The organism is Chryseobacterium sp. AC405b (genome assembly GCF_979258685.1).
Map to the genome: position 1 here is coordinate 3,415,417 of NZ_OZ409877.1, position 23,184 is coordinate 3,438,600.

The window sequence follows — 23,184 nt, forward strand, 5'->3', positions numbered from 1 at the left end:
CAAATAATAATGATAGAAATTAAAAACATTTCAAAAACATTTCATCAGAAGAAACAGTCTTTTAAAGCTTTGAATGATGTGAGCCTTACTATTGAACAGGGTGATATTGTAGGAATCATCGGATTTTCCGGAGCAGGAAAAAGTACTTTGATAAGAACGGTTAACCTTCTGGAAAGACCAGATCAGGGACAAATCATCATCAACGGAACAGATTTCACAAAATTAAGCTCAAAACAACTGGCAAAAGAGCGTAAAAAAATCGGGATGATTTTTCAGCATTTCAATCTGCTTTCTTCAAGGACGGTGTTCGAAAATGTAGCGCTTCCTTTGGAACTAGATCAGCTTAAAAAAGATCAGATCCGAGAGAAAGTTAATGAACTTTTAAAAATTGTAGGACTTGAAGACAAAGCGAATGAATATCCTAAAAGTCTTTCGGGCGGACAAAAACAGAGGGTTGCCATTGCCAGAGCTTTAGCCAATGATCCTTACTTACTGCTTTGCGATGAAGCAACGAGTGCGCTCGATCCGGCTACCACGAAATCTATTCTCGAACTTTTAAAAGACATTAATAAACGCCTGGGAATCACAATTTTATTGATTACCCACGAAATGGATGTCATCAAAACCATCTGCAATCACGTTTCCGTCATCGACACAGGAAAACTGGTCGTTAAAGGAACTTTACAGGAAATCGTCTCAAACAGAGAACATCCAATTATCAAACAATTTATAAACTCAGGAAACATGACAATACCTTTTGAACTTAACAAAACACTTCAGAAAGAGCCGCGGGAAGGCTTGTTTCCTTTAATTGAAGTTGAACTTAATGAAGATATCAGCGTTGAAAAGCTGCTTTCGAAAATATATGATGAATATAAAATTCCTTATCAGCTTCTGAAAGCCGATGTAGAATATTTGGGAAGTGCCAATTTCGGTACACTGCTACTCCATTTGAAAGGAAAATCAGATGAAAATCAGAAAGCAATCTACTATTTTAATCAGAATAAAATTCAAAATACACTTAGAGGATATGCTTAGCGAAACTACAATTTCTCTTTTGTCTAAAGGGCTTTGGGAAACTATTTTTATGACTTTTGCTTCAGGTTTTTTCGGATTTGTTCTGGGCTTACCTGTCGGAATTTTTCTGTTTTTAACGAAAAAAAGTCAACTTTTAGAAAATGGTATTTACAATAGAATTTTATCTGTTCTAGTCAATATTTTCAGGTCGATACCCTTTATCATTTTGATTGTGTGGATGATTCCTTTTACAAGATTATTGGTGGGAACTTCAATTGGTGTGAATGCAGCTTTAGTGCCTTTGAGTATTGGTGCAGCTCCGTTTATCGCAAGATTAGTTGAGAACAGTCTGATTGAGATTCCTCAAGGCTTGATTGAGACTGCACGAGCTTTGGGAGCGAGTCCTTTTCAAATTATCAGAAAGGTTTTATTGCCTGAAGCTCTTCCATCTCTGATTAACAATGCGAGTATTACGCTCATCACTTTAGTAGGGTATTCAGCCATGGGCGGCGCAGTTGGTGCCGGTGGATTGGGACAGATTGGATATCAATATGGATACATCGGTTATGATGCTTTGATTATGAATCTGGTTCTAAGTTTACTCGTGGCTTTGGTCTTTATTATTCAGTTTTCAGGAGATCGACTGGCAAAGAGGTATGATCACAGATAAGTTTAGATAGTATATAGTTAGAAAATAATTTTACAATGAAAAAAATAAAAATTTTAGGTATTGCAGCAGGTTTACTTTTATTAAATGCATGCAATTCTCCAAAAAAAGAAGATCCGAATTACATTAAAGTAGGAATCACGTCAGGTCCCGAACAGGAAATTGCAGAAACTGCAAAAAAAGTAGCCAAAGAAAAATACAATCTTGAGGTTGAGCTTGTCTCTTTTAATGACTATGTTATTCCGAACGAAGCGCTTAATAATGGTGATATTGATGCCAATGCTTTTCAGCATGTACCTTATTTAGAAGAGCAGTCAAAACAGCGAGGCTATAAATTGGCGGTTATAGGAAATACTTTTGTTTATCCAATCGTAGCGTATTCAAAAAAAATAAAAAATATTTCACAACTTCAAAATGGAAGTACGATTGTTATTCCCAATGACCCTACAAACGGTGGAAGATCGTTACTCCTGCTTCAAAAAAATAGTCTGCTAAAACTAAAAGAAGGAATCGGGCTACTGCCCAAAGTAACCGATATTACCGAAAACCCGAAACAGTTGAAAATTTTAGAAATTGAAGCTCCTCAATTGCCCAGAGTTTTGGATGACAAAGAAGTTGTGATTGCTATCATCAATAATAATTTTGCAGCACAAGCCGGATTAGATGCCAATCAATTTGGAATTTTCAAAGAAGATAAAAATTCACCTTACATGAATGTAATTGTTTCAAGAGAAGATCATAAAAATGATGAGAAAGTAAAAAACTTTGTAAAAGCTTATCAGTCTGAAGAAGTGGCAAAGAAAGCTGAAGAAATTTTCAAAGGCGGAGCAGTGAAAGGATTTTGATGAGTGACGGAATGGATTATTGTTAAAATAAGTAATTTATCATTAAAATCATTTTCTCAATTTGAGATAATAAATATTTTGCCTATTTTTGTTATCAATCAATAAAAAGGTTTTTATGTTAAAGAAAACTGCCATTGTGGGTTTATTTTCACTTATATCTGCTTACTCTATGGCTCAAAATACAGCTTTACCCATTTATCTGGATGAATCAAAACCCGTAGAACTTCGTGTTCAGGACGCACTTTCCAGGATGACTCTGGAAGAAAAAGTGGCAATGCTTCACGCACAGTCAAAATTCAGTTCGCCCGGAGTTCCGAGATTGGGAATTCCTGAATTCTGGACGACAGACGGTCCTCACGGTGTTCGCCCTGAAGTAATGTGGGACGAGTGGAACCAGGCTGGCTGGACGAATGATTCTGTAATTGCTTATCCTGCGTTAACTGCTTTATCCGCAACATGGAATAAAAAAATGTCATGGAATTACGGTAAAGCTTTAGGTGAAGAAGCACGGTACAGAAAAAAAGATATTCTTCTGGGACCGGGAGTCAACATTTACAGAACTCCTCTTAACGGAAGAAACTTTGAGTATATGGGTGAAGATCCTTATTTAACCTCAAAGATGGTAGTTCCTTATATCAAAGGCGTTCAGTCTAACGGAGTTGCGACAAGCGTAAAACATTATGCGCTCAATAATCAGGAAATGTTTCGTCATACCAGTAACGTCAATATTGATGACAGAACTTTGTATGAAATTTACCTGCCGCCTTTCAAAGCTGCTGTTACAGAAGGAGATTCCTGGACGATTATGGGTGCGTATGATATGTACAAAGGGCAGTATGCAAGTCAAAACCAATATCTGTTGAATGATATTCTTAAAAAAGAATGGGGTTACAAAGGGGTTGTAGTTTCAGATTGGGGTGCGGTAAATAATACTGAACAAGCCATTCACAACGGATTAGATCTTGAATTTGGAAGCTGGACCAATGGTCTTTCGGCAGGAACAAAAAATGCCTATGACAATTATTATTTAGCAAAACCCTATTTAGATTTAATTAAAGCAGGGAAAGTAGGTACAGAAGAATTGGATGACAAGGTTACCCGACTGTTGAATTTAGCGTACAAAACTACCATGAATACAAAGAAGCCTTTCGGGAACGTGGCTTCTGAAGAACACAAAGCTGTAGCAAAAGAAATCGGTGAAGAAGGAATTGTTCTCCTGAAGAATCAGGGAAATATCCTCCCGATTGATATTAATAAAGCTAAGAAGATTGCCGTAATTGGTGAAAATGCCATCAAAATCATGACTGTCGGCGGAGGATCTTCTTCATTAAAAGTAAAATACGAAACTTTACCTTTAGACGGAATTAAAGCAAGATTCGGTAAACAGAGTGATGTGCAGTTTGCAAGAGGTTATGTAGGCGACATTGGCGGAGAATACAACGGTGTGCAATCTGGTCAGGATCTTAAAGACACTCGTTCTGCAGAAGAATTACTGAATGAAGCTGTAGAACTGGCAAAAAAATCTGATTACGTAATTTTTGTGGGCGGATTAAACAAAAGTGACTTTCAGGACAGTGAAGGAAACGACAGAAAAAGCTACGGATTGCCTTACAATCAAGATAACCTGATTGCTGCTTTGGCAAAAGCCAATAAAAACTTTGCAGTTGTGCTGGTTTCCGGAAATGCCGTTGCAATGCCCTGGATTAAAGACGTTCCAACTGTTCTTCAATCATGGTATTTAGGTTCTGAAGCAGGAAACTCAATCGCCTCTATTTTGGCAGGAGATGCAAATCCTTCCGGTAAACTACCTTTCACATTCCCTATAAAACTGGAAGATAATTCTGCTCATAAATTGGGAGAATATCCCGGTAATAAGGAAGAATTGGCTGCAGGAAAAGGAAAAGATCAGAAAAACCCGATCAATATCACTTATAACGAGGGAATTTTTGTAGGTTATCGTTGGCATGACACTCAGAAAATCAAACCTTTATTCAGTTTCGGACATGGTTTAAGCTACACCTCTTTTGAGTTTGGAAAAGCAAAAGCTGATAAAACAACGATTAGTCAGAATGACCAAATTACATTTACGGTAAGTGTTAAAAATACAGGTAAAAAAGCCGGAGCAGAAGTTGTTCAGTTATACATTAATGATGTAAAATCATCAGTACCGCGTCCTGCAAAAGAGTTGAAAGGGTTTGAAAAAGTTTTCTTAAATCCCGGAGAAGAAAAAGAAGTAAACATCACCATCGATAAATCTGCTTTAAGTTTCTTTGATGCTGATAAACATGAATGGGTCGCAGAGCCCGGTGATTTTGAAGCATTGATCGGAAATTCTTCTGATGCAATTAAAACAAAAGTAAAATTTAAATTAAACTAAATAATAACAAAGCCTGAGAAATAACTCAGGCTTTTATTTTATAAAAGATGACCGCCAAATACTAAGAGCTGATTAATTAATAGAGAAATCTATTTTTGAACCCACCCCTCCTGTATGGGGTAGTAATTCTTTGATCTTTTCGATTAAATCATCCATGTCAAATGGTTTAGGGATAAAATCTGTAGCTCCGGCATTTCCGGCAATATTACTGCCGTCAACGCTTGCAGAAAGAACAATCACCGGAAGATTTTGAAATTCTTCTGTAGCACGTAATGCTTTTAGGACCTGATCTCCGGAAAGGACAGGCATCCATAAATCTAACAAAAGAAGATCTGGCGACTGTGTTCTTATTTCTTTAATTAGATTGGTGCTGTTGATTTCGGTAAAAACATCAAAACCTTCTGATTCCAGCAGCATTTGCAAAACATCTAATATACCTTGGTCATCATCGCAGACCATTATTTTTCTATTGTCCATTGTTATCAACTTTCATTATTGGTAAAGTGAAGCTAAAGGTAGATCCTTTGCCAATTTCACTTTCCACCCAAAGCGTTCCTTTGTGATTGGCTATGATCTCATGTGAGATGTATAATCCAATGCCTAAGCCCGGAAATTTTTTCTGAATATCTCTTGCTCTGAAAAATCTTTCAAATATTTTCACTTTATCCTGCGGACTGATTCCCATTCCATAGTCAGTGACGGAAACTTTTACAAAGTCTCCCACTTTATTTACATACACTTCCACCTTATCTGAACCGGGGGAATATTTAATAGCATTGGAAATTAAATTATTGATCACCTGAGAAATCTGCAGTTCGTCACCCAAAATCAGAACTTCAGTTTCATCATGAAGCGAAATTTTATAATCAGGAGTTGCTAAAGCCAAATTCTCAACCGTATCCCGAATAGTTTTATTAATATCAAACGGTTCATTATGCAATTCTATATTGCCTGATTGTATTTTTGAAGTATCTAAAAGTTCTGTAATCAAATTATTCAGCCGATCTACATAAGTTCCTACTTTATCAAGTGTAGATAAAAATTTAGTAGATGCTCCTTCAGGCGGCATCCTTTGAAGAAGCTGAACAAGACCTTTTATAGTTGTAAGCGGAGTTTTTAATTCGTGACTGGCTATTGAAAGAAAATCATCTTTACGTCGGTCAATTTCTTTTTTTTCTGTAATATCTTCTATAGCAATCAAAATCCGGTCTTTATATTGACCCTCAAACTCTATACGATAAGCATTAAGAAGCATTATTTTCTTTCCGATGTGCGGAAAATCATGTTCAACCTCAAAATCAATAACCGGGTTGTTGGTTGGTAAAATTTTCAGTAAAAGCTCTTTCAACTGATCAATATCCCATTGATGATTTCCTAGTTCAAAAAGAGGAGTTCCTACTGTATCCTCCGAAGTAACTTTAAAGGTATTTAAAAAATGGCTGTTGGCACTTAATACTTTGTAATCTGCATCTAAAACCAACAGACTTTCTCTTACGGTTTGTATAATACTCGAAAGAAAAATCTCATTATCCTGCAATTGCTTCGTTCTTTCCTGAATTCTTTTTTCAACAGAAGCTTTTTCTTCTCTCAACTCATGTTCAGATTTTTTACGGTTTGTAATATCATTCTGAACACCTATGAAATGAGTAACTTCACCCTTCTCATTTTTAACCGGAGAAACAAATAATTCGTTCCAGAAAAGTCTACCTTTTTTATTGTAGTTTCTGATTTCAACCCGACATTCTGTGCCATTTATTAAACTTTTTTTAATTGCCTCTCTTTCAGATTGTGCTCTGTCCTGCGATTGCAGAAAACGGCAATTGTGTCCGATGATCTCATTATGTTTATAACCTGTAAGAGTTTCAAAAGCTTTATTGCAGTAAATGATTGGATTATCAGGCTGCATATTGTCGGTAATGATAATACCGGAATTTGCAGAATCAAGGGCTTTTAAATAGATATCAAGATGATTACCTAATTTGCTTTTCGGGTCGGATAAAGAGTGATTTGATTTTTCCAATTTTTTGTTGTTTTTAATAACAATATATTTTGCATTTCACATACCATACATCCATGATTCACAAGCTTCATAATGTATTGATTATCGTTAACCAAAAAGTATGCCCATACCATAAAACTTCATTATATTTTTTTGAGTTAGGATTTACTTATGGAATAATTAATAGTTGAACGGTAAAAAGAATTTTAAAAGATTAATACAGCAGTTAAGTTTAAACAGTACAAGATTCTAAAAATTGCAGAACAAAACTAAAACTCAAATTAGAAAATTATAAAACAAAAAAAAGCTGCTTCTTGCGAAGCAGCTTTCTTTTACGATATATATCGATTATGCTAGTCTTACATTAACTGCATTTAATCCTTTTTCGCTTTTTTCTACGTCAAAAACCACTTTATCATTCTCACGAATCATTTTAGTGTTTAATCCTGAAGAATGTACAAAAATGTCTTGTCCACCTTCTGATGGAGAAATAAATCCGAAACCTTTTGTTTCGTTAAAAAATTTAACTGTGCCTTGTTGCATTGTATTGGTATTAAAATTGTTTTATTATTAAGTGTCTAATTCCAGATTAGACTTGTATTTCTTTTTAAGAGACCGCTGAATAAACAGATGTTTTTCTTATATCCACCCCGTCATCTATGATCTTCTCTGCGAAGGTAGTGACTTCTGGTGAGATAACCGACGAAAATATAATATTTTGTCTTTTTACCGGAAGTTTACTAATCAGCTTTTTAAGATCATTCATATTATTCTTCAATAATATCTCCATATCATCTATGATTAAGATTTCAATTTTTGACAAACTGATATGTCTCTGATCATCAAGTTGCATCAGCTTTTCCGGGGTAGCAATCAAAACATCTAATCTTCTTCTTAGAGAAGAAAGCTGTGTACCGTTTAAAATTCCTTCATGTACAGAAAGCTGTGATAATGGCAGATATTTGGTATAAATTTTAAAATTATCCTCAATCTCCAATGCAGTCTCTTTATTGGGAGTCAGCACCAGAACTCTCGTCTCATTATGATCCGGATTGTTCTTTTTGAGTGCCTGCAAAACGGGCATTGTAAAAGAGGTCAATCTTTCTGTTCCGCGGGCAATACAGCATAAAACATCTTTACCATTTAAGATTTGCGGAATAATTCTGGTCTGCAATTCTGTAGGCTTCGGACATCCTGCTTCTGTAGCGGCACGAACGATAGGATTGATTAAGTTTAAATTCTTAAAACTCATAGTATTTTTTTGCCGGGTGACGGCTTTCCTGGGTTAAAATAACTTTCGGAAACGTAATTAAATGGTATTTAGGGAATTATAATTTTGGGAACTCAATATAGAAACTGAAGTTTCTTTTCGAAGAATATTTTCTGGATATTACTTTATAACTGAGTTATTACAATCAATAACTCTGATGCAATTTAAATACTTCTTCCACATTATTATTTGCGGAGCAGTTTTCTGGTATTTATCTCACAGTACAAAGATGAAGGATTATCTGACATAAATGCTTACATAAATAAATATTGGATTTACATAAATCACACATTACTTATAAATCCTCAAGGTTTTTTTGCCTTTTGAGTTTTAGATTTTTGTAAAAAGATGGTGAAAGACCTGTTATTTTTTTAAACTGGTAAGAAAGATGCGCAACGCTGCTGTAGTTAAGTTTATAAGCGATTTCGGTGAGATTAAGTTCGTTATATAGCAAAAGTTCTTTTACTTTTTCTATTTTATTAATGATGATAAAATGCTGTATGGTATATCCGTTCACCTCAGAAAACACATTAGATAAATAAGTGTAGTCGTACCCTAATTTTTTACTTAAATATTCTGAATAATTTTCTTTTGGTTGTTCTTCAGCATTATGAATCATTTCTGTTATTGTATTTTTAATTTTTTCAATTAAAATACTTTTTTATCATCTAATAATTCAAGTCCGATATGCGCTAATTTTTTTCTGAAAATTTCCAGTTGCTCCGTAGAAATTTCACCTGGGAAATCTACTGTTCCGAGATTGACAACAGCATTTTTGAAGTCAAGCTGTTCGGTAACTTCCTGCACCATCATTTTACATCGCAGACTGACCATATATTTAATGTAAATTCTCATACAGTTTTGTTTTTTCCGGCAATCTGAATCAATATTACAATAAAATGATGACCCTTGACGAATAAGTAAGTTACAAAATTTAGTCTGATATTTAGCATTTAGTTATAGATTGGTAATTTTGTCAAAAAAAATCTCCGCAAACAAAGCTTGTGGAGATCTATTATTTTTAAAATATTGAGCTTAAACTAAAGACAGCCAATTGCTGTTTTCTGAATAGTCATCCAAAGGTTTCAAATCCTGATGGTGGTTCATCGAAGCAAGAAGTGAAACAATTTCCTGTCTTGTCATCTCCACAGAATTATCAACTAATTTTTGATTGAATCCTGCATTGCTTAATTCCAACAAATCATTAACCGTAATGATTCTTGCAACCACTTTACCCAGATCAATCATTTTTCTCTGAGAAATCGCTGTATTGATTGTAACATCTAAGTTTTGAGTATATAATTTTGCGGCATTTTCACTCAATACATTCTGTTGAAGATATTCACCTACATTTTCTATTTTCTTCTTTTTCATATCTTTTAAAATTCCTTCTGAAATCTGCGTGTACAACATTTCGTTAGAACCTTCAAAAATTTGAAATGGACGGCTGTCCATAATTCCTCTACCGCCAATATGGCTCAATCGATATCCTTTTCCACCACTCAACTGTACAAGAATCTGAGCGGCTTCCTGCATCATATCTGTTACCAATGCTTTCATAGAATTTGCATGAACACCGTCTGATGAAAGGTTATTTTCAATTCCGCTGATTTTAGAACTTTTTGCACACATCGCCGAACACAATGTAAAAAAAGACTCTAATCTCGTCAGTTGATATTGTACCTGATCCAGTGCATACAAATTTGAATTTCCGACAATTCTATTTCTTGTGTGATCCAAAGCTTCATCCAGCATTCTTTTCAGGAAGCCCATTCCCATTCCCGGGAATTGAAATCTGCTTCTGTGAAGAATATCCAGCATCATTTTTAATCCTGTAGATTCAGGAATCAGCTTATTGGCTTGCGGAACTTTGATGTCAACTTTATTAAGCCCATAAGGAATCATGTATAACCCCGGATTATCATAATATTCTAAAACCTCTATATTTTGCTCTCTCTGATGGGTATCTGCGATGAAAAAATCTACATCTCTTGAAAGATTTCCATCTGCGTTTGCATTTCTTGAGGTAATCAGCCAGTAATTAGCTAAACCTGTTAAACCCTGCCAGTGTTTTGTCCCTTTTATTTCGTAAAAATCTCCTTTCAACTCATTCTGAGTTTTCATATTTAATGCATCACTTCCAAAATCCGGTTCCGTAATCATCAAACCTCCCATTGCACCATGCTCTAAAAAGTGCTGAAATATATTTCCTTTAATAGATTCGTTCCCATATTTAGCTAAAGGCTCCAAAAACAACGCAATATTGATTCCGAAAGTTAATGATAACGCAAGCGATTCATAAGAAGCGGCTGATAAAATCCCCAAACATTCCTTTACTTTCAATCCACGACCTCCAAATTCAGACGGTACGGCAACCGAAAGCGGTTTAAGATTCATGATTTCTTTCCACACATTGGGCGGAAGACCTCTTGAAAGACTTAGCTTATCGATGTTTTCTTTCTGAAAAAGATGGTGAAGTGAAGTTTTGAAATGATCAAGAAATTCAGGATAAGATTGTCCTGATAACTTGTTTGAAGATTCAGTCATAAAAAATAAAAATATATGCTGTCTGCCATTGATACAGCGGGATTGTTACATGGAGCGAATGGCACGATTTGTTGTTTAAATCAGATGCTCCACCTTATTTGCGACTAAGATACAAAATTTCAATCAGCTGTAAAACTACAACCGAATAAATTGATGTATTATTAACTTAACATTATGATTATTGCGTAAATCTCAACTATTACCTGATATTTATCAGTTATAATGAAATAGAAACGAATTTAACATAACAATTCTATATTTGGTGGAATAAGTTCGATTGATCTTTATATTATTTTTTTCTGTATAAAAAATAACAAGTCAGTAAAGTTAGATTGACAAGCACAGCAAAGGCGTTTGAAAGAATAATGGGCAATTCGTTTTGAATAATACCGTACCAAACCCAAAGTGAAAGTCCGGAGATTAAAACTAAAATCATTACCAATGAAAGATCTTCTACATTTTTTTCTTTTATCACCTTGATTACCTGAGGAATCATAGAAACAGAGGTAAGAAAACCTGCTATTATACCCAAAATATTTACATCCATAATTTAAATATAAGTAATGAATTAATAAACGGTTATGATCTTAATCACAACCGCTTATTAATATTGCTACTTTCTAGTGATGTCTTATTCCTCTCTGATGATAATCAACATTTTGAGGTTTTGCCTGATAGTTTTTTGAAAACTTATCGTTATTTAAAGAGTTCAAAGAATTTGTAGGATGTACATCTTCAAATTCTAAATGATCAAAATGAACGACTTTTCCGTTTCTGTATGCTTTGCCTTCAGAATTACGATAAATCTGGTTTTCTTTATACGTGTTTCCATCCGGTGCAGTATAGATTTTTGGTCTTTGGCTTAATTTCTTTCTTCTTTGATTGAGAAGTAGCGCAGTTCCTCCTGCTATCAATGCTAAGGCTATTTTTACTTTATTATTCATAATGGTTGATTTATTATTAAATAAACAAAACACCTGCCATTGCAACGAGATTAAAAAGTTTTCTTTATTAATAACAATTTGAGCAACTTTGGTCTTATAATTGGATATTAACCGCCAACGTAAATCACTAAAAATAATTCATTATGGCAACTAAAACTGCAACATCTAAAAAAACAGCAGCTCCTGCAAAAACTACTGCAGCTAAAAAAACAACCTCAAAATCAGCAGCTAAAGTTCCTGCTAAAAACGATGCCGCTTCAGATTTGAGAGACTTTTTTGAAGATGCCCTGAAAGATATTTACTGGGCTGAAAAAGCTTTGACAAAAGCACTTCCTAAAATGGAAAAAAATGCTTCACATCCAGATCTAAAAAGAGCTATTTCTTCACATTTGGCGGAAACTGAAGTTCACATTACAAGATTGGAAGAATGTTTCAAATCTTTAGGACTAAAACCTGAAGCTAAAAAATGTGATGCCATGCAAGGGCTTTTAGATGAGGGCAAAGGTATTATGGAAGAAACTAAAGAAGGTGCAATTCGCGATGTAGGAATTATTGCAGCTTCTCAAAAGGTGGAACATTATGAAATCGCAACGTACGGAAGCTTAGCAGCATACGCTAAAGTTTTAAATGAAAAAAAATGTTTAAGTAACTTTTTGGCAACTCTAAAAGAAAGAGAAAAATTGTGATAAGCTTTTGACAACAATCGCAGATACTGCATTGAACAGCAAAGCGAAATAATTTTATTTCAAAATTTTAAGATAAAAAATTCCTCAATTTTCATTGAGGAATTTTTTTTAAGATAAAGTTGATCATATTATACTTTCAGTTTTTAATTATTGAGTATCAGAAGATTATTCAATTCACTTTTAAAACAGCCCAATATAAATTCTGCATAATATAACTGTGCATTTAATGCCTGAGTTTTTGGATGAAGCTCGAGCTTTTTGGATAAAATAATTTCACCTTTATAAGCAATCGAATAATGTGCAAATACGCTGTAGGTAGAGTTTCTAACAGGAGTACAATATCCTGTAGTGGCAATCGACCAGTCGCTTTCAAAGAGTTTGGCGACATTTAGAGCCATCGTTTCTGCAATATTCTCAGAAACGCAGTCGCAGTTTTCTGCCTCTTTTTTATCTACATTCAGCAACCTGACTTTCTCTGGTAGTGTATAAGCGGTTATACCTCCTTTATAAAACATTGAGGCATTTGGCATCTGCGAAAAAGCAAGCTGAAGCATTCCGGAAGTTACGCTTTCAGCGATGGAAATGGTTTCGTTGTTGGTGATCAGACATTCGCTGATATATTCCAGTATTTTTTTTTGAAATTCCATAATAGTAAAATTTTTCTTGATTTAAATTTTAGCTTTACAAAAAGTATTATTTCCAGGGATCTAATACAACCTTTACACAACCATCTTCTTTTTTATCGAAAATCTCGTAGCCTTTTGCAACTTCGTCCAGTGAAAGTCGGTGTGTAATAATATCATCAAGTTTTACCTGTCCGGTTTCTACATATTTCATTAATTTATCAATGATTGCGTGTACCGGTGACTGGCCTGCTTTTAAGGTAATTCCTTTATCAAACATTTGCCCGACTCTGAAATTATCATAATTCATTGGATAAACTCCCAAAATAGAAACAAAGCCGCCACGTCTGACTCCACTCATGCATGCATCTAAAACTTTGATCGAACCTTTCTCAAAATTAACGACCGCTTTTGCTTTATCAATTAAATTTCTATCCGGCTCAAAACCTACTGCATCAATACAAACATCCGCACCTCTGCCATCGGTCATGTCTCTAATCTGTTCTACAGTCTGATCTGCATCTTTCCATAAAATGGTTTCACAACCTGTCAGTCTTTTGATTTGATCTAATCTGTATTGAAGTGTATCAATTACGATTACTTTTTTTGCATTGTGAAGAATCGCACTTTTAGCAGCCATAGAACCAACGGGTCCTGCACCAAAAATAGCCACTGTTTCACCGCCTTTCAAATCTGCCCACATTACTCCGGTGTATCCTGTAGGAAAAATATCTGTTAAAAATAATGCCTGATCATCTGTAAGACTATCAGAAACTTTTCTGGAACCGAAATTTGCGTAAGGAACACGTACATATTGAGCCTGTCCGCCGTTGTAACCGCCGTAAAGATCAGTGTATCCGAACATTCCGCCTCCTTTTTCTGTTAAAATACCACCTTCAGGGCCGTAATGATCCGGGTTTGAATTTTCACAGCCTCCGGGAAGATCATGATTACAGAAATAGCATCCTCCACAAGCAATCGGGAAAGGTACAACTACCCTGTCTCCTACCTTTAAATGGGTGATATTTTTACCTACATCTTCGATAATCCCCATAAACTCATGCCCCATAACCATGGGACGAGCCTGAGGAATTCCGCCGGAATACATATGAAGATCACTTCCACAAATTGCTGTTGAAGTAACTTTCAAAATAATATCATTCTGATCTTCAATTTTGGGATCATCTATAGTGTCGCAAGTAATCTTGCCGGGTGCGTGAAAAACTGCTGCCTTCATAAATATAATTTGGTTTTGGTGTATAAAAAATTTATTTAATTTATTAAGCTTGGTAAAATGTTTTTATCTATCTTATTAAAGTTGAGATAATTTTTATGTTTGATTGCTTATAAATTCTTTTGTAAAGTCTTCCCACTGTATTTTGCTACCTCCAAAAATTCCTCCGCTTGCAACGAAAAAATTTCTCAGAGCATTCAACAGACCAACTTTTTTGGTGTTTGGAATTTCATTTCTTCCATGAATACTGAACTGTATCGTTTTATCTTTTTTAGCAAGAATAAATGTGTTGGTCGCATCTTCTTTATAAAAGTGAGCAATACTCCCTTTTGCACTTTCAGGAGATGAATGTGGTTTCATCTGCAAGAGAAGAACTTTTAGCTCTGTTTGTTCGATGGGATCAATCTTATTGATTACCACCCAGTCATACCCGTTTCCCAGTTTGTTTTCCGGAGCAGGCATTTTTATTTTTACAAAATCATTCAATTTTGCAACTGCTGATTTTTCGTTTTCTCTCCGATACAGGTAAAACTCAGTCGGATTTTTCTTTGCGCTTACTTTCCAGTTATTAATTTCTAAAAGTTTTCCTGATAACTTCCGGAATTGATCAAATGCTTCCATTTCGGAGTTGCAGATTACAAATGATGCTGCATCATTTTCAGAGCCTACAGTATTAATAGGCAGCAAATGCTGTATATCTATTTTATAATTCATACATTAAAAATTGGATGCGTAATGGGTAAAATTCAGTCTTGTAAGTGTTCTATTTTATTAAGATAACCCTTAATATAACGTATCTTAATTTTCTAAAAGCCGTTAGAAAAATCAAAAATTGTTAAAGACAATTTGAAAGAATTTTACATTATTCTAAAATTCATTAATAAACTTTGAAAGTTATCTTAAAGTGGTTACTATGTAGTTATACTAAATCAGCAACGGGAAGATTTTGAGATCATATTTTGGTATTTGGTGTTATCAAATATATAAATTAATATGAATCTTATTTTATGACTTGAATCACATGAATTCTAAGTAATATAAAAGCTGCGCTATTATAATAGCACAGCTTTTAATAAATATTTCTAAGAAGTTCTTCGCTCTAAGTTTTCAAACTTATTATAAGAAGCTCTTAAATGATGAAGCTGATCCTGAATGACTTGTGAACTTTTAGTACACAAATCTCCGCTATCCAAAGCATCTTCATAAGCCTTAATTGCTGCTTGTTCTCCAAAAACTACATTTTCTAAAGTTGTTTCATCTTTATTTCCAGAGAAGGAATTTTTAATATCAATCCATGTTCTGTGGATGGCTCCGGCTGCGGTCGTTGTATTTTCTGCTTCTCCGCCACGTTCTGTGATAAGTTGCACAAGGTCTGATTTCATTTTCTGAGAATTTTCAACCATTTGGTCATAATCAGATTTTAGTGAGGAATAGGAATCCCAAACTTTATCTTCTACTTTCGAAAATCCTTCAATTCTGTCATTGGTAATTTGTAGTAAATCGTTTAGAACCGATACTGTTTTTTCTGTACTCATAATATTATATGTTTGATTGGTGTACGATTATATTTACAATATCTATGCCTTAATTTAAATTTATTTCGTTAATGATTATATTATTAAAACATAAAAACCAGATACTTAATTACCTTATTAACAGACAAAAGAAGATATTTATAATAATTTCTTATGTAAAACCAAAAGTATTTTGCAAAATTTTTAATAAATAATTTATTTTTTTAAATTATATAAATTATGAATTTTAATATTAACTTAGTCGTAAACTAAATATATAATAATGGCAGAGATCAATTTTGAAAAACAAAATTTCGTCCCAACAGATGATAATGGCTATCAATTGGAATACAATAAATCGGAGATCGGTGAAGGAAGTAATCTTATTGTCGAAAAGAAAAATGATGAAGGCAGTTATGAAGTGATTCAAATTCCGATCAAAAGATTTAAAGAAAGTATTTTCATCGTTGTGACAGAACCGTTTGACGGAAGACTCATTTTTGAATAAATAAATATCCCCATTTCAACTTAAGAAAAGGGGATTATTTATAGAATGATTATACTTAAATTATCGGAGATTTTTCTTTTAAATAAGTTTCGTACAAATCTTTTCGCCTGTCATTAAGAATCTGTACAGAGCCGTGGTAATGAAGATCTTTTAATAAATTTAAATCTACATCTACAATAAGTGTCATTTCTGTATTTGGTGTTGCCTCTCCTTTTACTGCATTCGATGGAAAGGCAAAATCTGAAGGCGTAAATACAGCAGCCTGACCAAACTGAATATCCATATTATTCACACCCGGTAAATTTCCTACACAACCCGCAATTGCTACGTAACATTCATTTTCTATGGCTCTTGCTGCGGCGCAGTGTCGTACTCTCATATATGCGTTTTGAGTATCTGTAAGATATGGCACAAAAAGAATTTTCATTCCCTGATCTGCCAAGAGTCTCGGTAATTCCGGAAATTCTACGTCGTAGCAAATCACTAAACCAATTTTACCGCAATCTGTATCAAAAACTTTGATCTCATTTCCACCTTTCATTCCATAATACTTTCTTTCATTTGGTGTAATATGAATTTTTCTGTACTCGTCAATACGACCGTCCCGATGCAACAAATAGCTTACATTATATAAATCATGGTTTTCAAAAACAGGCATACTTCCTGAAATGATATTTACATTGTAACTGATTGCCAATTCAGATATTTTAGATTTAATCTGATCTGTAATTTTTGCAAGCTCAATCATACTGTCACGTTCAGAAAGATTATTGAACGGGGCAAGCAAAGGTGTATTAAACAATTCCGGGAACAGTACAAAATCTGATTTGTAGTCACCCATTACATTTACAAAAAACTCCACCTGCTCATAAAATGCGTTGATGTCTTTGAAATGTCTCATCTGCCATTGTACCAAACCTAAACGAATGGTACTATCCTGCATGGTATTGGGTTTTTTGCTGTAATAAATGTTATTCCACTGTAGCAGAACAGCATTTTCCCTTGAAGCTTCATCTTCCGGTAGATATTTTTTCAGAACTCTTATAGGTAAAAAATTGTTTGACAGCTGAAAAGAAAGTACAGGATCATAGATTTCCTTATCTCGTACTCTTCTGATGTATTCTCTAGGAGAAATCTCATGGCTGTATTTATGATAATCCGGAATTCTACCACCTAAGATAATTGATTTTAAATTCAATTGTTCACACAATTCTTTACGAGCATCATAAAGCCTTCTTCCCAATCTCAATTCACGGTATACCGGATCAACAAAAATTTCTATTCCATACAGAACATTCCCGGTTGATGAATGGGTATTGAATGTGTAATTTCCTGTAATGTCACTATATGTATGTTCATCATCGAACTCTTCATAATTAACAACTATCGAAAGAGCAACTGCCGCAATTTTACCATCAACTGTAATACAGATCTGACCTGCCTCAAAGATTTTCGTAAGTTTTGCTATACTTTTTTTAGACCAGACATATTCAGACATTTTTGGGTATGCACGTCGCATAGCCGAAACTAATTCTTCGTAATCATCAATATTAAGTGTTCTTGTATCTATCTGCATATAATTATTTTGATTAAAGTTAAGGAAATTTACTACAACGGATTACAGAAGACTTTGAATATAGATAAAGAAAATATTAAAATTTTACATTTAAAAAGTAAGTTTCAGCTGCTTCTAAAAAAACAGAATCAACTTTAGTAATAGAATTATAAATCTTTCAACATTAGTTGATTATTACTGTAAATTGTTGAAAAATAAATATTTACAACCTTGTTAGCTTGTCTGAATTTATAAATTAATACGTAAATATTTATAAATGCGCCCTACATCATCTTGCAAAACACTTTAGAAGGTTATACTTTAGCACTATAATAATTGAGCGACATATTAAAATTTGTTTATCAAAATTAACATTCACCATCATCACAATAAAATATATTGTTTCATCACTTAGTTTCTATTAGTAGTATGCCAGGATTTTACAATCCTGGCATCTACTTTTTATACATTTAAGAGATTTGAAATTATGATGATTGATTAGATATCATTCTCTACTTCCTTGATTCTTTTTTTAATAAAATCCACAGGACGTATTCCGTTAATTTCGAGGAATATATTTGAAAAACTCTGTCTGTTACTAAAACCTGATGCAGAAGCCACATGCTCAATAGAATATTTTCGCCACTCTTTATCATGATAAATTTTTTGAGTGGCATAATTAATTCTCAATACATTAATATATACACTGAAATTACTTCCTTTATATTCATTGATAACCTGAGAAAGATATGATGTATTGGTTTTGAAATATTCTGCCAGCTTTTTGAGGGTAAGACCTCTTTCAAGAAAACCTTCATTAGCTTCAAAATCGCTGATATCCTTGAGTAGTTTTTCAACAATATTCTGATCTAGTTTGACATTTTTACTAACATCAAATGTTAGCGTTTCTACTACCGGTTCAGAAGACTTTTCATTTTCGATTTTAAGCAAAAGTTCATTATATTTTTCCTGAATCTGTTTCTGCATTCTGTTTCTGTAAAACATTATGCAGCCTAGCAAAATGATAATGATTGCGCAAATCAGCAATAAGACAAAACCATAAGAATTGGTTTTTTCTAAATTTTCTTTAACCTCTAAAAGCTGCTTTGTGTCATAATCTTTGTAGATACGAGTGGAAAGATATTTGAAATCGGATGCAATTACACTATCAACCTTTAAAAGCTGATTGGTATAATATAGCTCATTTTCAGGACTATTCTGTTTCTTGTAGTAATTGATGAGTTCTTCATAATTACTTCTCAACTCTGGTAATATAAACTGATGTTTATTAAAAATAGAGTCTACTTTTTTGTAATTTTCTACACCCAGTTCCCGCTTTCCAACATTGGTATAACTTTTACCTTTATAAAAATATACATATGAAGCCCAAGTAAAATCGTTTACCTTAAGAAGACCCGGGAGTGATAATTCAAAATTATTAATAGCTTCTGTATATTTTTTCCTGGAAAAATCTAAAACACCTTTACTTTTCTTAAAATAACTGTCTTCTAAGCTGAAATCTTTACTTTTAGGAGTTGCTGCTTCTGCGAGATTTAATAATTTTTGTACTTCATCACTCTTTCCTAAAGCCTGATAACATATAATTGCTTGATGAAGAGAGTTAAGATACCCTTTTTTATTATTATAGATTACATTTTCATGAAAATCACCATTCGCATTAATTTCAAAATAAGCAATACATTCCTTAAAAATCTCCAATGCTTCATCATAATAACCCAGATAACTCTTGATTACCCCTATATGATAAAGATTCTGATACTTTAAAAATTCATTTTTAGAATCTTTCAGATATTCATAAGCAGTAAGATATTCATTAAGAGCAAGCTGAAATTTTCTATAATTGAAATAATAAATAGCACCTTTACTTAAATAAGCATCCCCTATGAGATCATTATTACCAGACGTTTTTGCTGAAGCTACAGCACTGTCTGCGTATTGTATTTTATGATCTTTAGAAAATAAAATTGCATCCTTATATGCCTGAAAAAGTTCTGAATAATTATTCTCTGATTTTGCTTTTTTGATATATTGATCTAAATAAATAAATGCCTTTTCATCATTTTCTTCATATCCCCAATATTTTTTTCTGAACCCAGAATAAATATCCTGCGCAAATAAAAATGACACCATCAAGCAGAACCATACTGAAAGTATTCTTTTTACCATTGAATATTTATCTGTGAAAATCATAGCCAAAAATAAGCAAATTCATCTATTATTACAATCTTCTCAATAAATAAAAATAATAAGATTCGTATATTGATAAAAAATTGAATTTTAGAGATGTATAAAACGATATGCGTAAATATTTATAAATTTTTACAGAGATACATATAAAAAGATTTGATATAATGTTGCAAAATGAGAGATACATCAATATATTTGTATCGTAAAATAAACCAACCCAAAAACTTTAAATATTACCCACATGGTACAAAAATATTTCTTAATCGCAGTTTTTCTAATGAGCATTTGTATAGTATCTTGTCGACAAGATGATGAATTGCAATCAGAAAAGCCAGAGTCTGTAGAATTTTCTCTCAAAGAAGCATCAGAAGAAGAGGATAACCCATCTACTTACAGCAAAGACGATTCTATAATTGTTGTCATCACACCTACAGATCCTCCTAAAAATGGAACACACTGGAGAATCAGGCAAGATTCTATTATTGTCGGAGCTCCTGATAATCCTTAAAATTTAAACAAATTAAAAACTAAATATTTACCAATAGATTAACGACTTATATATAAAAGAGCAGAATTATTAATAGTTCTGCTCTTTTATTTTAAGAAATAACTTACACTTTACAAGAAATCAACGAAGCAAATAAAATACAGTTATTACGAGATAAGGCTTATATTGATCAATAGCAAAAACTTACCATAAAGCAGAGTTTCATAAACTCCTTAAAATCTGTAAATATTTAACAGAATTGAAGAGATTTAATTACCATAGAAAAAATATTAAATTATATCTTTGAGCTATAAATATTCTTCATAATGACTTTTATAAACAAAGCAATTTATTTTTCGGTATTCTGTATTTTCTCTCTTTCGTTATTTTCTGCACAGAACAAAGTTCCTTTTGGTGTTGTAAAAGCTGAAGAAGGCTACGCAATGGTAAGAGTACATAAAGAAGATTATAGAAAAATCGTTGATAAAATAAGGATGAAGAGAGGTGACGTTTTCGTTTATGTAAAGCCCGCACCCGGAGAAACTGAATGGATATGGATTCAATATCCCGAAAAAGCTGAAATAGAAAAACCTTTTGTAAGATACGACAGTCTTAACAAAGAAGGTATGGTAAATAAAAACAGAATTGCATTTATTGATCAGCTGCCACATTTCACACCTTCAAAATCAAAAAACGGAAAATCCTTAATCTTTACTGATAACAGTAATTCGAAAATACCTGCTGCACAAAGAAGCAAAGTCATAATTGATATATATCCCTCTAATGCAGGTTTCCGCAAACAGGTAAAAGATCCAGATGGAAATATCACAACTATCGACAAAGTAAAACCATGGGGAATTGATAAAGAATTACCAACCGGGATGACCGAAATCAAATCAATCAGAGTGCAGCAACCCGGAAGAGGTTCTGTTTTCGTAAGAGAAGCGATTAAAAACATGTTCCAACCTACGATGGATTTTGAAAACATCGGAGTTACTTCTATTGACGATGATCACATATTTCTTTACATGATCAATGGTTCAGGAGCAAACAGATATACTACGCTTTGGACCATAAAAGAAGGGAAAGTAATCAGCCAGATTATTTTAAAAAATCCTGAATAATTCGTCTATTTATCATTATTTTTGTATTTGAAAAGAATTTGGCTTTTCAGGAAATTGGTTCTGCCTAACCGCAGATGAAAAGGGAATCGTGTGAAAATCACGAACTGTCGCGCAACTGTAAGTATCTGTAGTTTTTATCAAAATCCACTGTGCAAAAGGTATGGGAAGGAGATAGAGATGGTACAAGTCAGGAGACCTGCCTATTTTTTTAAACAAAAAAACTTTCGCGATTTGAAGTTTATTGATCTTATGGCATATTCAGGGAAATTCTATGTTCCTGAACGGTTTGCTTGCTTCAATATATTTCATTTTCGCTTTAATTAATAATGAAATATGACTACAGAAGAAAGAATTGAAACTTCCGAGACCCGAATTTTTAAAGCGGTTTTTCCTAACACAACCAATCATTACGACACCCTTTTCGGTGGTACTGCCATGCAATTGATGGATGAAGTTGCATTTATTACAGCAACACGTTTCGCAAGAAAACGAGTGGTAACCGTAAGCAGCGATAAAATTGATTTCAAAAAGCCTATTCCCGCAGGAACGATTGTTGAGTTAATTGGAAAAGTTTCACACGTCGGAAAAACAAGTATGAAAGTGAATGTTGAAATTTACACCGAGCAAATGTATTCCTATGAAAGAGAGAGGGCAATTGTGGGGGATTTTACTTTTGTAGCGATTGATGAATTTAAAAAACCAATCCGAATACTATAATTTTTAAGAGGTTTCGGCGGGCCAAAGGCCCGCCGAAACCTTAAAATATTTGCTACCTTTTAGTATATTTTTTTCTTCATTTTTTGAAAATAAATTAAGAAATCCATAAGTTAAGTACTCTGACTATTTCCCAACCTGTCGAAGTTTTTTTTAGTATAAAACCATTGCCATGACCATATACTCCTTCCGAATAATAATTTACTTCTATATAGGCAGTTTGATTATTTTTTGAAAAGAAGGGCTTTGAAAATTCTAAATATGCATAAAAAACATTATTCTTCCTGTCTTGAATAATTTCTAACATAGTGGAATTTCTATATTTCTTTTTAATTATATCACTTAATTCTGATATTTTATTATTTTCATATTGTATAACAAAATTTTTATAGTCAGAACTATTTAAAAATTTAACTTCATCAGTATAAGGTGTGCCATCATATCCGATGTGCAAAAAGATATTCTCAAATTCTTTTTCATTTGTGTTTTTAAAATCTGTTGATGATTTCATAAAAGAACTGACTAATCTATTTTTATTTAAAATATTTCCCCCAGCTTGAAATTTAAAATCAGGTTCACTATTATCAATAATTTCTTCAATAATCAAATCTGTATTATTACTATAACACCTTATATTTTTGCTGCTGCAGCTCATAATTATTTCAGCAATTATTAAGAAAAAGAATAGTTTCATCAAAATTCATTTTATGCTAAGTTATAAAAAGATTTTACACAAATTTTTGAAAGTGTGTAGTTATTTTCACTTTGATGATATTGCAGATCTTCTGCCGTAATCTTGTCAGCATAACTTTTTTAAGCAATACAACAATCAGAACACCAAAATTTTCAGAAGTAATTTAAAATT

The 23,184-nt window shown here is 33.3% G+C and carries 23 protein-coding genes, 1 pseudogene and 1 riboswitch; of the genes and pseudogenes, 9 read left to right on the forward strand and 15 right to left on the reverse strand.

Going from position 1 to position 23,184, the window contains the following annotated elements; genetic code table 11:
• The first annotated feature begins 9 nt into the window (after positions 1-9).
• The 4 genes from ACZZZA_RS16180 to ACZZZA_RS16195 all read left to right on the forward strand — a co-directional run bounded on the left by ACZZZA_RS16180 (position 10) and on the right by ACZZZA_RS16195 (position 4,906).
• Positions 10-1,038: a methionine ABC transporter ATP-binding protein gene (locus tag ACZZZA_RS16180; RefSeq protein WP_463433519.1), complete on the forward strand. Its 1,029-nt coding sequence runs from the start codon at positions 10-12 to the stop codon at positions 1,036-1,038.
• Positions 1,031-1,687: a methionine ABC transporter permease MetI gene (gene metI, locus ACZZZA_RS16185; protein WP_463433521.1), complete on the forward strand. Its 657-nt coding sequence runs from the start codon at positions 1,031-1,033 to the stop codon at positions 1,685-1,687. Before ACZZZA_RS16180 ends, metI begins: the two co-directional genes overlap by 8 nt.
• 35 nt (positions 1,688-1,722) lie before the next feature.
• Complete coding sequence (gene metQ, locus ACZZZA_RS16190) at positions 1,723-2,529, forward strand: methionine ABC transporter substrate-binding lipoprotein MetQ (protein ID WP_463433523.1); 807 nt, start codon at positions 1,723-1,725, stop codon at positions 2,527-2,529.
• Positions 2,530-2,644: 115 nt separating this feature from the next.
• Positions 2,645-4,906 carry a glycoside hydrolase family 3 C-terminal domain-containing protein gene (locus ACZZZA_RS16195; protein WP_463433525.1) on the forward strand — a complete coding sequence of 754 codons (2,262 nt, stop codon included), beginning with the start codon at positions 2,645-2,647 and terminating at the stop codon, positions 4,904-4,906.
• Between the two features lie 72 nt (positions 4,907-4,978).
• On the opposite strand, the gene ACZZZA_RS16200 is transcribed toward ACZZZA_RS16195, so the two are convergent.
• The 8 genes and pseudogenes from ACZZZA_RS16200 to ACZZZA_RS16235 form a co-directional block, all read right to left on the reverse strand.
• Entirely contained in the window at positions 4,979-5,383 is a 405-nt protein-coding gene (locus tag ACZZZA_RS16200) for a response regulator (protein WP_463433527.1), read from the reverse strand.
• Positions 5,373-6,926, reverse strand: a complete 1,554-nt coding sequence (locus ACZZZA_RS16205; protein WP_463433529.1) for a PAS domain-containing sensor histidine kinase — start codon at positions 6,924-6,926, stop codon at positions 5,373-5,375. Before ACZZZA_RS16205 ends, ACZZZA_RS16200 begins: the two co-directional genes overlap by 11 nt.
• A 327-nt stretch (positions 6,927-7,253) precedes the next feature.
• Entirely contained in the window at positions 7,254-7,448 is a 195-nt protein-coding gene (locus ACZZZA_RS16210) for a cold-shock protein (protein WP_314497930.1), read from the reverse strand.
• A 64-nt stretch (positions 7,449-7,512) separates the two neighbouring features.
• A complete protein-coding gene (locus ACZZZA_RS16215) occupies positions 7,513-8,157 on the reverse strand; it encodes a DEAD/DEAH box helicase (protein WP_463433531.1) in 645 nt (214 codons plus the stop codon).
• 313 nt (positions 8,158-8,470) lie between these two features.
• Positions 8,471-9,030, reverse strand: a pseudogene (locus ACZZZA_RS16220) (helix-turn-helix domain-containing protein).
• Positions 9,031-9,210: 180 nt separating this feature from the next.
• Positions 9,211-10,722 (reverse strand): acyl-CoA dehydrogenase family protein, encoded by a 1,512-nt coding sequence (locus tag ACZZZA_RS16225; protein ID WP_463433533.1) that lies wholly within the window; start codon positions 10,720-10,722, stop codon positions 9,211-9,213.
• 289 nt (positions 10,723-11,011) lie between these two features.
• A complete protein-coding gene (locus tag ACZZZA_RS16230; protein ID WP_463433535.1) occupies positions 11,012-11,269 on the reverse strand; it encodes a SemiSWEET transporter in 258 nt (85 codons plus the stop codon).
• Between the two features lie 73 nt (positions 11,270-11,342).
• On the reverse strand, positions 11,343-11,666 hold the full coding sequence (locus tag ACZZZA_RS16235) for a hypothetical protein (RefSeq protein WP_463433537.1): 324 nt from the start codon (positions 11,664-11,666) through the stop codon (positions 11,343-11,345).
• A 143-nt stretch (positions 11,667-11,809) separates the two neighbouring features.
• On the opposite strand from ACZZZA_RS16235, the gene ACZZZA_RS16240 reads away from it, so the two are divergent.
• Positions 11,810-12,352 carry a YciE/YciF ferroxidase family protein gene (locus tag ACZZZA_RS16240; RefSeq protein ID WP_463433539.1) on the forward strand — a complete coding sequence of 181 codons (543 nt, stop codon included), beginning with the start codon at positions 11,810-11,812 and terminating at the stop codon, positions 12,350-12,352.
• Between the two features lie 143 nt (positions 12,353-12,495).
• Here the strand turns inward: ACZZZA_RS16240 and ACZZZA_RS16245 are convergent, their stop codons facing one another.
• The 4 genes from ACZZZA_RS16245 to ACZZZA_RS16260 all read right to left on the reverse strand — a co-directional run bounded on the left by ACZZZA_RS16245 (position 12,496) and on the right by ACZZZA_RS16260 (position 15,744).
• Complete coding sequence (locus ACZZZA_RS16245) at positions 12,496-12,999, reverse strand: CinA family protein (protein WP_463433541.1); 504 nt, start codon at positions 12,997-12,999, stop codon at positions 12,496-12,498.
• A gap of 46 nt (positions 13,000-13,045) precedes the next feature.
• Positions 13,046-14,212: a zinc-dependent alcohol dehydrogenase gene (locus ACZZZA_RS16250; protein ID WP_463433543.1), complete on the reverse strand. Its 1,167-nt coding sequence runs from the start codon at positions 14,210-14,212 to the stop codon at positions 13,046-13,048.
• Between the two features lie 93 nt (positions 14,213-14,305).
• Positions 14,306-14,923 carry a hypothetical protein gene (locus ACZZZA_RS16255; RefSeq protein WP_463433545.1) on the reverse strand — a complete coding sequence of 206 codons (618 nt, stop codon included), beginning with the start codon at positions 14,921-14,923 and terminating at the stop codon, positions 14,306-14,308.
• A 368-nt stretch (positions 14,924-15,291) separates the two neighbouring features.
• Positions 15,292-15,744 (reverse strand): ferritin-like domain-containing protein, encoded by a 453-nt coding sequence (locus ACZZZA_RS16260; RefSeq protein WP_463433547.1) that lies wholly within the window; start codon positions 15,742-15,744, stop codon positions 15,292-15,294.
• Between the two features lie 262 nt (positions 15,745-16,006).
• Between ACZZZA_RS16260 and ACZZZA_RS16265 the strand changes: the two genes are divergently transcribed.
• Complete coding sequence (locus ACZZZA_RS16265) at positions 16,007-16,231, forward strand: glutathione synthase (protein WP_463433549.1); 225 nt, start codon at positions 16,007-16,009, stop codon at positions 16,229-16,231.
• A gap of 55 nt (positions 16,232-16,286) precedes the next feature.
• Here the strand turns inward: ACZZZA_RS16265 and ACZZZA_RS16270 are convergent, their stop codons facing one another.
• Both ACZZZA_RS16270 and ACZZZA_RS16275 read right to left on the reverse strand, forming a co-directional pair.
• Positions 16,287-17,807, reverse strand: a complete 1,521-nt coding sequence (locus ACZZZA_RS16270; RefSeq protein WP_463433551.1) for a nitrilase-related carbon-nitrogen hydrolase — start codon at positions 17,805-17,807, stop codon at positions 16,287-16,289.
• 477 nt (positions 17,808-18,284) lie between these two features.
• Complete coding sequence (locus ACZZZA_RS16275; protein ID WP_463433552.1) at positions 18,285-19,973, reverse strand: helix-turn-helix domain-containing protein; 1,689 nt, start codon at positions 19,971-19,973, stop codon at positions 18,285-18,287.
• A gap of 262 nt (positions 19,974-20,235) precedes the next feature.
• Between ACZZZA_RS16275 and ACZZZA_RS16280 the strand changes: the two genes are divergently transcribed.
• The 3 genes from ACZZZA_RS16280 (at position 20,236) to ACZZZA_RS16290 (ending at position 22,322) form a co-directional block, all read left to right on the forward strand.
• Positions 20,236-20,502 (forward strand): hypothetical protein, encoded by a 267-nt coding sequence (locus ACZZZA_RS16280; RefSeq protein ID WP_463433553.1) that lies wholly within the window; start codon positions 20,236-20,238, stop codon positions 20,500-20,502.
• A gap of 305 nt (positions 20,503-20,807) precedes the next feature.
• Positions 20,808-21,605, forward strand: a complete 798-nt coding sequence (locus ACZZZA_RS16285) for a hypothetical protein (RefSeq protein ID WP_463433555.1) — start codon at positions 20,808-20,810, stop codon at positions 21,603-21,605.
• Between the two features lie 38 nt (positions 21,606-21,643).
• Positions 21,644-21,823, forward strand: a riboswitch (cobalamin riboswitch).
• A gap of 115 nt (positions 21,824-21,938) precedes the next feature.
• Positions 21,939-22,322, forward strand: coding sequence for an acyl-CoA thioesterase (locus tag ACZZZA_RS16290; RefSeq protein WP_463433557.1), 384 nt, complete (start codon positions 21,939-21,941; stop codon positions 22,320-22,322).
• A gap of 94 nt (positions 22,323-22,416) precedes the next feature.
• Here ACZZZA_RS16290 and ACZZZA_RS16295 read toward each other — a convergent pair whose 3' ends face one another.
• Positions 22,417-23,013: a hypothetical protein gene (locus tag ACZZZA_RS16295; protein WP_463433559.1), complete on the reverse strand. Its 597-nt coding sequence runs from the start codon at positions 23,011-23,013 to the stop codon at positions 22,417-22,419.
• Between the last annotated feature and the right edge of the window lie 171 nt (positions 23,014-23,184).

Excerpts from the sequence above, each read along its gene's own strand:
- ACZZZA_RS16180 (WP_463433519.1), top strand. The coding sequence starts at position 10 with ATGATAGAAATTAAAAACATTTCAAAAACATTTCATCAGAAGAAACAG.
- metI (WP_463433521.1), top strand. The coding sequence starts at position 1,031 with ATGCTTAGCGAAACTACAATTTCTCTTTTGTCTAAAGGGCTTTGGGAA.
- metQ (WP_463433523.1), top strand. The coding sequence starts at position 1,723 with ATGAAAAAAATAAAAATTTTAGGTATTGCAGCAGGTTTACTTTTATTA.
- ACZZZA_RS16195 (WP_463433525.1), top strand. The coding sequence starts at position 2,645 with ATGTTAAAGAAAACTGCCATTGTGGGTTTATTTTCACTTATATCTGCT.
- ACZZZA_RS16200 (WP_463433527.1), bottom strand. The coding sequence starts at position 5,383 with ATGGACAATAGAAAAATAATGGTCTGCGATGATGACCAAGGTATATTA.
- ACZZZA_RS16210 (WP_314497930.1), bottom strand. The coding sequence starts at position 7,448 with ATGCAACAAGGCACAGTTAAATTTTTTAACGAAACAAAAGGTTTCGGA.
- ACZZZA_RS16215 (WP_463433531.1), bottom strand. The coding sequence starts at position 8,157 with ATGAGTTTTAAGAATTTAAACTTAATCAATCCTATCGTTCGTGCCGCT.
- ACZZZA_RS16225 (WP_463433533.1), bottom strand. The coding sequence starts at position 10,722 with ATGACTGAATCTTCAAACAAGTTATCAGGACAATCTTATCCTGAATTT.
- ACZZZA_RS16230 (WP_463433535.1), bottom strand. The coding sequence starts at position 11,269 with ATGGATGTAAATATTTTGGGTATAATAGCAGGTTTTCTTACCTCTGTT.
- ACZZZA_RS16235 (WP_463433537.1), bottom strand. The coding sequence starts at position 11,666 with ATGAATAATAAAGTAAAAATAGCCTTAGCATTGATAGCAGGAGGAACT.
- ACZZZA_RS16240 (WP_463433539.1), top strand. The coding sequence starts at position 11,810 with ATGGCAACTAAAACTGCAACATCTAAAAAAACAGCAGCTCCTGCAAAA.
- ACZZZA_RS16245 (WP_463433541.1), bottom strand. The coding sequence starts at position 12,999 with ATGGAATTTCAAAAAAAAATACTGGAATATATCAGCGAATGTCTGATC.
- ACZZZA_RS16250 (WP_463433543.1), bottom strand. The coding sequence starts at position 14,212 with ATGAAGGCAGCAGTTTTTCACGCACCCGGCAAGATTACTTGCGACACT.
- ACZZZA_RS16255 (WP_463433545.1), bottom strand. The coding sequence starts at position 14,923 with ATGAATTATAAAATAGATATACAGCATTTGCTGCCTATTAATACTGTA.
- ACZZZA_RS16260 (WP_463433547.1), bottom strand. The coding sequence starts at position 15,744 with ATGAGTACAGAAAAAACAGTATCGGTTCTAAACGATTTACTACAAATT.
- ACZZZA_RS16265 (WP_463433549.1), top strand. The coding sequence starts at position 16,007 with ATGGCAGAGATCAATTTTGAAAAACAAAATTTCGTCCCAACAGATGAT.
- ACZZZA_RS16270 (WP_463433551.1), bottom strand. The coding sequence starts at position 17,807 with ATGCAGATAGATACAAGAACACTTAATATTGATGATTACGAAGAATTA.
- ACZZZA_RS16275 (WP_463433552.1), bottom strand. The coding sequence starts at position 19,973 with ATGGTAAAAAGAATACTTTCAGTATGGTTCTGCTTGATGGTGTCATTT.
- ACZZZA_RS16280 (WP_463433553.1), top strand. The coding sequence starts at position 20,236 with ATGGTACAAAAATATTTCTTAATCGCAGTTTTTCTAATGAGCATTTGT.
- ACZZZA_RS16285 (WP_463433555.1), top strand. The coding sequence starts at position 20,808 with ATGACTTTTATAAACAAAGCAATTTATTTTTCGGTATTCTGTATTTTC.
- ACZZZA_RS16290 (WP_463433557.1), top strand. The coding sequence starts at position 21,939 with ATGACTACAGAAGAAAGAATTGAAACTTCCGAGACCCGAATTTTTAAA.
- ACZZZA_RS16295 (WP_463433559.1), bottom strand. The coding sequence starts at position 23,013 with ATGAAACTATTCTTTTTCTTAATAATTGCTGAAATAATTATGAGCTGC.